This window comes from Streptomyces sp. NPDC054932, assembly GCF_053610205.1.
Genome location: NZ_JBSGXU010000105.1, coordinates 22,079 through 29,248, shown reverse-complemented (window position 1 = coordinate 29,248; position 7,170 = coordinate 22,079). Strand labels below are relative to the sequence as shown.

Below are 7,170 nucleotides of genomic sequence, written 5' to 3'. Positions count from 1 at the left end.
CCGTCAGGTCATCGGGACGGCGGCCCGCCGGTTCAGGGGACCCGGCCGGCCGGGGGCCGGGCGGGGTGGGAAGGGGCGAGACCCAGGGACGGGAGCATCACGGCGTCGACGAACCGGACCAGGTAGTCGGCGTCCGCGTACTGTCCTTCCAGCACCGGCCGGATCCGGAGCACGCCCATCAACTGGGCGGGCAGGAACTCCACGGCCGGATGGTCCGCGGCGATCTCGCCGCGCTCCACGGCCCGTCCGACCATCTCGGCGAACGCGGCCAGCTCCGGCTCGACCAGTGCCTCGCGCAGGGCGGCCTGGAGTTCCTCGTCGCTGAGCACGGCGTGCCCGAGGGCCTGTGTCAGCCGGGTGTCCCTGCCCGAGGTGCCGGCCGCGATCCGGGCCGCCTCGCGCAGGTCGCCGGCCAGTGATCCGGTGTCCACGGTGACGAGGGTGCCCCGCCGGCCCGCGCGCAGGGCGGCGGCGACGAGCTGCGGCTTGGTCTTCCACTGCCGGTAGAGCGTGGACTTGCTGCAGCTGGCCCGGGCGGCGATGCCCTCCATGGTCAGGGCCTCGTAGCCGTGCTCGCGCAGCTGCTCCAGGACGGCGTCGTAGAACTGCTGCTCCCGCTCCGGAGTGATCTTGGAGCGGCGCGCGGGGGTCGGTGTCGACGTCATGGATGCGGCTCTCCTCGGGGCGCCTCGGCGGCAGGTTCCACTACGGAAGTGTACGGGAACGCGACCGTATCGGTACACCAGCGTATCGATACGCCAATGTATCGATACACTGGCGTGTCGCTGTGCGCGTAAAACAGGAAGAGAGACCGGGGGATGAGCTCCCACACCACACCTGCCGAGCCGGCAGCGGGCCCGAAAGCCGCGCGCCGCCGCCTCATACGCGAGCTGCTGCTCGTCGCGGGTTTTTTCACCTTCTACAAGGCGGGCCGGCTGCTCTCGACCGACCGCACCGATGAGGCCTTCCGCAACGCGGAGCGAATATGGGACGCCGAGCGGGCCATGCACCTGCTCGGCGAAGGCGCGGTACAACGACTGCTGCTGCACGGGGACGCCCTCGTCACCACCGCGAACACCTACTACGCCGTTGTCCACTTCCCCGCGACCGGGCTCTTCCTGATCTGGCTCTACGTCCGCCGCCCCGCCCACTACCTGTGGGCGCGCCGCGTACTCGCCGGCCTCACCGGAGCAGCGCTCGTCCTGCACCTGGCCTACCCGCTCGCACCCCCGCGACTGCTCGACACCGCGCAGCTCATCGACACGGGACAGGTCTACGGCCCCACCGTCTACCGGGCCGCACCGACCGCGGACACCCTGGCGAACCAGTTCGCCGCGATGCCCTCGCTGCACTTCGGCTGGGCGCTGATGCTCGCGCTCGGCATGATCGCCGCCACCTCCTCGCGCTGGCGCGCGCTGTGGCTGCTGCACCCGCTGCTGACCCTGCTCGTGATCGTCGGCACGGCCAACCACTACTGGCTCGACGCCGTCGTCGCCGCAGTCCTCCTCGGGGTGGCCCTGCTGCTCATCCCGCGGCCGCGGGCGGGCGACACCCCGGACAGCGGCGCCGGCCCGGACCCGCAGGCGGCCGAGGAGACCGGCGCGGACGCCCCCGTACGGGACCTGCCGCGACCGCGGAGCGCGGACACGGCCGTGGGAGCGGGGCGCAAGTGAACGACACCGTCCTCGCCGTCGGGCTCTGCCTCGCGTCGGCCGTGGCCTACGCGGCCGCCGCCGTGGCGCAGGAACGGCTCGCCCGCGCCGCCGTCGCGCGCAGCGCCAAGGCCCTGCTGGGCTCCGGCGCCTGGTGGTGGTCGGCCGGACTGAACGCCTCCGCCGCCCTGCTGCACGCGGCGGCCCTGCGCTACGGCCCCCTCACCCTGGTGCAGCCGCTCGGCGCGCTCACCCTGGTGGCCGCCGTCCCGCTGGGGGCGCGCAGGTCCGGCCGCCGGGTGGCGGCCACCGAATGGCGGGGCACCCTGGCGACCGTGGCCGGGCTCGGCCTGCTGCTGCTCCCGGCCTCCGGGCCGGCCCCCGACGACACCCTCACGCTGGCCGAGGCGCTGGGCGTCTCCGGGGCGACGATCGCCGTGATCCTGATGCTGACCGCGGCCAAGGACCCCCGCTCGGGGCTGCGCCACGCGACCGCGTCCGGCCTGGCCTCCGCGGCGGCCTCCGCGCTGACCCAGACGGTGGCCGTGGCGGCCGGCCGCGGCGGGGCCCTGCTCAGCGTCCGGGTCGTCTCGGTCGCCCTGCTCGTCATGGTGTTCGCGGTCGGCGGGATGCTGCTGTCGCAGCGGGCCTACCGCGGCGGACTCGGTGCCCCGCTCGCCGTGGTGAACCTGGCCAACCCGCTGGCCGCGGCGGTCATCGGCATGGTCCTGCTCGGCGAACGGCTGCAGGGCGGAGTGCCGGGGCTGCTGCTGGCGGGGGCAGGGGCCTTCCTGGCGGCGCGCGGGGTGCTCCTGCTCACCCGGACGCCCTCCGCCGGGGCGGGCCCGGCCGCGGGCGCCGTGGCAAGCGCCGAGCTCACCGTGCCCGCGGGCCGCGTGGCGGTCTGAGTCCGTGGCGGCCCGTGTCGCGGAGAACCGATTCGGCGCAGGTCGCGTCCTCCAGGCAGGACGCCCGAACGAATCGAACGACCGGACAACCGAAGCGGAGTGACTGGACATGGGGATCGTCAGCTGGATCATCCTGGGACTGCTGGCCGGAGCAATCGCCAAGGTCCTGCTGCCCGGCCGGGATCCCGGTGGCCTGATCGGGACCACCCTCATCGGCGTCGCGGGAGCCTTCATCGGGGGCTGGCTCTCGGCGAAGGTCCTGGACAAGCCGATCCAGACCGAGTTCTTCGACCTCGCCACCTGGGGCTCCGCCATCGCGGGCTCGCTGGTCCTGCTGATCGGCTACCGCATCCTGTTCGGCAACTCCCGGAACTGACCCGGCCCGAGCACCCGGCCCCCGCGCCTCGTCCGTCGTCCGTCCGGGGTCTGGGCCCGTCCTGCCGATGAGGCCGGGATCGGGCCGACTGCCGGGAGCCGAGCCCGCGTACGCCCGGCAGCCCCCGCCCGCCCGTCAGGTTCCAGCCGATGTCCGGCTCCGGCTCCGGTCGCCGCCGATGCACCGAACGGCCTGACCACTACGCTGGCCGCACCACCGCGATGTACGAGCACGAGCAGCGAGGAAAACCGGTAGCCAGATGAGTGTCACCCCCGTCCCCACAGCCGACCTGTACGACGAGTACGGCGAGTCCCTCGCCATCTGCGGCACCGCCTTCCGCCAGTTCGGCGGTCGCCGGCTCTTCGCCGGCCCCGTCCGGACCGTCCGCTGCCACGAGGACAACGCGCTGCTGCGCACCCTCCTGCACACCCCGGGCGAGGGCGCCGTGCTCGTCGTGGACGGCGGCGGCTCGCCGCGCACCGCCCTCGTCGGCGACCTCATCGCGGGCGCGGCCGAGGCCAACGGCTGGGCCGGTCTGATCATCAACGGCTCGGTCCGCGACAGCGTCGCCCTCGGGGGGCTCGACCTCGGCATCAAGGCGCTGGGCACGGTTCCCCGCAAGAGCGGCAAGACCGGTGAGGGCGCGGTCGACGAGCCCGTCACCATCGGCGAGATCACCTTCCGCGCCGGGGACACCCTCCACGCGGACGACGACGGCGTGGTCGTCCTGCCCCGCCGACCCTGACCCTGCCCCGCCGACCCTGGCCCTGACGCTCACGCGGACCGGGAACGCACCGGATCAGAACCGGCCAGGGCCGGAGCACCGGCCCTGGCCCGGCCGCCGCGGGCCGGGTTTCACTGCGGGCCCATGAGACGACGACACAGGATCTCCGGCCTGCTCGGCGCGATCGCGCTGACCGCCGCCACCCTGGCCGCCGCAGGTCCCGCGCACGCCCGGACCCCGGCCGCGGACCCGCCGCCCGCCGAGTTCGGCACCGACTGGCACGACCCGCTCACCGCGGCCCCGCCCGTCACCCGGCCCGCGACCCGGTCCTGCCAGGTGACCCTCGCGGAGGCGCAGTTCCGCGACTTCACGCCCTACCAGGGCAGTTACGCACCGCCCACCGCCTGCGGCACGGCCGACTGGGCCAAGGTGGTCCTGCGCCTCGACGGCAAGGTCAAGGGCCGCCAGTACGACCGCCTCGGCCACCTCTCCCTCGGCGGGGTGGAGATCCTGCGCACCTCCACCCCGCAGCCCTCGCCCGACGGCATCACCTGGTCCGTCGAGAAGGACGTCACCCGCTACCGCGACACCCTCGCCCGTCCGCAGCCCGTCGAGATGCTCATCGGCAACGTCGTCAACGACACCTACACCGGTGTCATCGACGTCCGGGTGACCCTGACCTTCTACGCCGCCGACGGCCGCACCCCGGCCCCCGACACCCCCGACCGCGTCCTGCCCCTCACCTCCCCGTCGGTCACCACCCCGCGCAACACCGAGCGGCTCCTCGCCGAGGTGTACGCCACCGGGTCGGGCGGCGGCTGCGAGGAGTACTGGTACATGACCGTCCCGGACGCGGCGCCGTACTCCTGCAAGGCCGCCGACGGCCCGCACCGCGAGGTCCGCATCTCCGTCGACGGGCAGCTCGCCGGCATCGCCGCACCCTTCCCCACCGTCTGGACCGGCGGCTGGTCCAACCCCTTCCTCTGGTACGTCACCCCCGGCCCGCGCGCCTTCGACGTCCAGCCGATTCGCTACGACCTCACGCCCTACGCCGCCCTCCTCAACGACGGCCGCCCGCACCGCATCGAGGTGTCCGTCGCCGGGGTGCCTGCCGGGCAGAGCGGCTGGAGCACCCCCACCAACCTGCTGCTCTGGCAGGACGAGGCCCGGGAGGTCGTCACCGGCGCCCTGACCCGGCACGAGCAGAGCGATCCGAGCGGCCACTCCCGCTGGACGCCCGCGGCGCCCGGCGGCCGGCACCGGCTCGACACCGAGGGCGGACACCGGCTGACCGTCGCCGGACACCTGTTCACCTCCCACGGCCGGGTCGCCACCACCGTCACCCGCACCGTGCGGAGCACCTCCGTCCACCGCTGGACCGACGGCGAGAACCAGGACGCCCTCACCGCCACCTGGACCGACGAGGAGAGCGTGTCCCGCGGACCGGCCACCACCCGGACCGCGCGCACCTACACGATGGACGGCGAGACCACCCTCGGCGCCGGCGACCGGCTGCGCACCGTCCTCTCGCTCGGGGACCGCGCGGACACCGTCACCCTGCGCGGCGGCCGGACCGTCGACAGCTCCCGCCTCGACGACCGGTACACGGGCGACGCCACCTACACCGCGAACGTCCCGCGCGACCAGCGCCACGCGGTCGCCACCACCTCCGCCCGCTACCGGTTGTACGGGTCGGCAGCCCCCGGCGGTTGTTACGACCGCACGGTGAACACCGTCCAGGGCACGCTGACGGTGGACCGCCTGCGCTGCTGATTCGAGCGCCCCCTACGATGAGCGGCCATGGATACGAGTGAGGCCGGCAGACAGCTGATCGACGGCCGTTTCGAGCTGGTCGCACCCCTGGGCAGCGGGGGCATGGGTACGGTGTGGCGCGCCCGCGACATCGCCCTGCACCGCGAGGTCGCACTGAAGGAGGTGCGCCCGCCGGACCCGGCGACCGCCGCCGCCCAACCCGGCCTCGCCGACCAGATGCGCGAACGGGCCGTCCGCGAGGCCCGCGCCCTCGCCCGCCTCGCCCACCCGCACGTGGTGACGATCCACCACATCGTCGAACCGCCCGAGGGCGCGGGCGGCCACCCGTGGATCGTCATGGAACTGGTCCAGGGCGGTTCCCTGCACGACCGGCTGGCGTCCGGGCCGATGCCGCCCGCCGACGTGCTGCGGCTCGGCCTCGACGTGCTCTCCGCGCTGCGCGCCGCGCACGACGAAGGGGTGCTCCACCGCGACGTGAAGCCGGCCAACGTGCTGCTGCGGCCCAGCGGGTCGGCCGTGCTCACCGACTTCGGGATCGCGGCCCTCAACGACTCGACCGCTCTCACCTCGACCGGCGTGCTGATCGGCTCGCCGGAGTACATCGCGCCGGAACGCGTCCGCGGCGAGGAGGGGCTGGCCGCCTCCGACCTGTGGTCGCTCGGCATGCTGCTCTACGTGGCCGCGGAGGGCGTCCACCCGCTGCGCCGTGCCACCAGCCTGGCCACGGTCGTCGCCGTGCTCGACGAGCCGATCCCGGCGCCCGTGCGCTCCGGCCCGCTGGCGCCCGTACTGGAACGGCTGCTCGTACGGGACCCGGCCGCGCGGCCCGACGGGGCGCAGCTGGAACAACTGCTCCGGGACGCGAGCGCTGCTCTCGGATCCGGCTACGGGGCCGTCTCCGCACCGGTCGCCGCCCCGCCGGTCGCTGCGGTGCCCGCCACCGCCCCGCCGGTTGTCGTCCCGGGACAGTTCGGTCCGTACGGAGGCCCCTACGGGTCGCCCACCCCGCCGCCCTTCGGTCCCGGAGCCTCCCCCTACGCGGCCACCACGACCCCCGTCGGGCTGACGCCCGCCCCGCGCAGGCGCCCGGCCCTGGTCGGCGCGGTGCTCACGGCGGTACTGGCGGCCGCGGTCGTCGGGATCGTCCAGTTGCTGCCCGACGGGAACTCCGGGGACGACGACGCGGCCGACTCCCGCGCCACCCGGCCGGCCGTCGCCACCCCGGGCGCTGCCCATGCCTCCACCCCCGGCGCGAAGGCGAGTACGTCCAAGGCCGCGACGGCCCGCGGCAGCATGCTCACCCCGCAGAACATCCGGATCGCCCTGGACGCGCTCAAGGAGAAGAGCGGCACCACCACCTTCGTGGATCTCACGGTCTACGAGGGCTACGTCCTCGCCTCGATCCCGACCGCCCCCGGCGCCGAGACCGTCGACGCCTGGCAGTACCGCGACGGCTCCGCCAGTCGCACGGGCCCGGACGGCACGGTCGAGGAGGGCAAGCCGCTCATCGACATGGCCGCCGTCAACTGGGACGCGCTGCCCGGCCTGCTGGAGCAGTCCAAGAAGGACGTGGGCATCGAGAAGCCGGCCTCGACCTATGTGATCGTCGAGCCCTGGATGATGGACCAGGTCCCCTGCATGCGGCCCTACATCACTGACGAGTACGGCCGCGGCGGCTACGTACTCGCGGGGATCGACGGCAAGGTCAAGAAGGTCACCAAGTTCTGACATCGTCTA

At 74.0% G+C, this 7,170-nt stretch carries 7 protein-coding genes; 6 read left to right on the top strand and 1 reads right to left on the bottom strand.

What is annotated here, in order from left to right:
• Positions 1–32 precede the first annotated feature (32 nt).
• Positions 33–665 carry a TetR/AcrR family transcriptional regulator gene (locus tag ACWGE1_RS25350; RefSeq protein WP_453422785.1) on the bottom strand — a complete coding sequence of 211 codons (633 nt, stop codon included), beginning with the start codon at positions 663–665 and terminating at the stop codon, positions 33–35.
• A gap of 153 nt (positions 666–818) precedes the next feature.
• On the opposite strand from ACWGE1_RS25350, the gene ACWGE1_RS25345 reads away from it, so the two are divergent.
• From ACWGE1_RS25345 to ACWGE1_RS25320, 6 genes are all read left to right on the top strand, one after another.
• Entirely contained in the window at positions 819–1,673 is an 855-nt protein-coding gene (locus ACWGE1_RS25345) for a phosphatase PAP2 family protein (protein WP_453422784.1), read from the top strand.
• Positions 1,670–2,560, top strand: coding sequence for a hypothetical protein (locus ACWGE1_RS25340; RefSeq protein WP_453422783.1), 891 nt, complete (start codon positions 1,670–1,672; stop codon positions 2,558–2,560). The genes ACWGE1_RS25345 and ACWGE1_RS25340 overlap by 4 nt, the downstream gene beginning before the upstream one ends.
• A gap of 109 nt (positions 2,561–2,669) precedes the next feature.
• The gene (locus ACWGE1_RS25335) at positions 2,670–2,936 is read left to right on the top strand and encodes a GlsB/YeaQ/YmgE family stress response membrane protein (protein WP_314247672.1); all 267 of its coding nucleotides are present in this window, start codon (positions 2,670–2,672) and stop codon (positions 2,934–2,936) included.
• Positions 2,937–3,195: 259 nt separating this feature from the next.
• The gene (gene rraA / locus ACWGE1_RS25330; protein WP_453422782.1) at positions 3,196–3,681 is read left to right on the top strand and encodes a ribonuclease E activity regulator RraA; all 486 of its coding nucleotides are present in this window, start codon (positions 3,196–3,198) and stop codon (positions 3,679–3,681) included.
• Between the two features lie 123 nt (positions 3,682–3,804).
• Positions 3,805–5,433, top strand: coding sequence for a peptide-N4-asparagine amidase (locus ACWGE1_RS25325; RefSeq protein ID WP_453422781.1), 1,629 nt, complete (start codon positions 3,805–3,807; stop codon positions 5,431–5,433).
• Positions 5,434–5,460: 27 nt separating this feature from the next.
• Positions 5,461–7,161 carry a serine/threonine-protein kinase gene (locus ACWGE1_RS25320; protein WP_453422780.1) on the top strand — a complete coding sequence of 567 codons (1,701 nt, stop codon included), beginning with the start codon at positions 5,461–5,463 and terminating at the stop codon, positions 7,159–7,161.
• The last annotated feature ends 9 nt before the right edge of the window (positions 7,162–7,170 follow it).

Excerpts from the sequence above, each read along its gene's own strand:
- rraA (WP_453422782.1), top strand. The coding sequence starts at position 3,196 with ATGAGTGTCACCCCCGTCCCCACAGCCGACCTGTACGACGAGTACGGC.
- ACWGE1_RS25345 (WP_453422784.1), top strand. The coding sequence starts at position 819 with ATGAGCTCCCACACCACACCTGCCGAGCCGGCAGCGGGCCCGAAAGCC.
- ACWGE1_RS25325 (WP_453422781.1), top strand. The coding sequence starts at position 3,805 with ATGAGACGACGACACAGGATCTCCGGCCTGCTCGGCGCGATCGCGCTG.
- ACWGE1_RS25350 (WP_453422785.1), bottom strand. The coding sequence starts at position 665 with ATGACGTCGACACCGACCCCCGCGCGCCGCTCCAAGATCACTCCGGAG.
- ACWGE1_RS25335 (WP_314247672.1), top strand. The coding sequence starts at position 2,670 with ATGGGGATCGTCAGCTGGATCATCCTGGGACTGCTGGCCGGAGCAATC.
- ACWGE1_RS25320 (WP_453422780.1), top strand. The coding sequence starts at position 5,461 with ATGGATACGAGTGAGGCCGGCAGACAGCTGATCGACGGCCGTTTCGAG.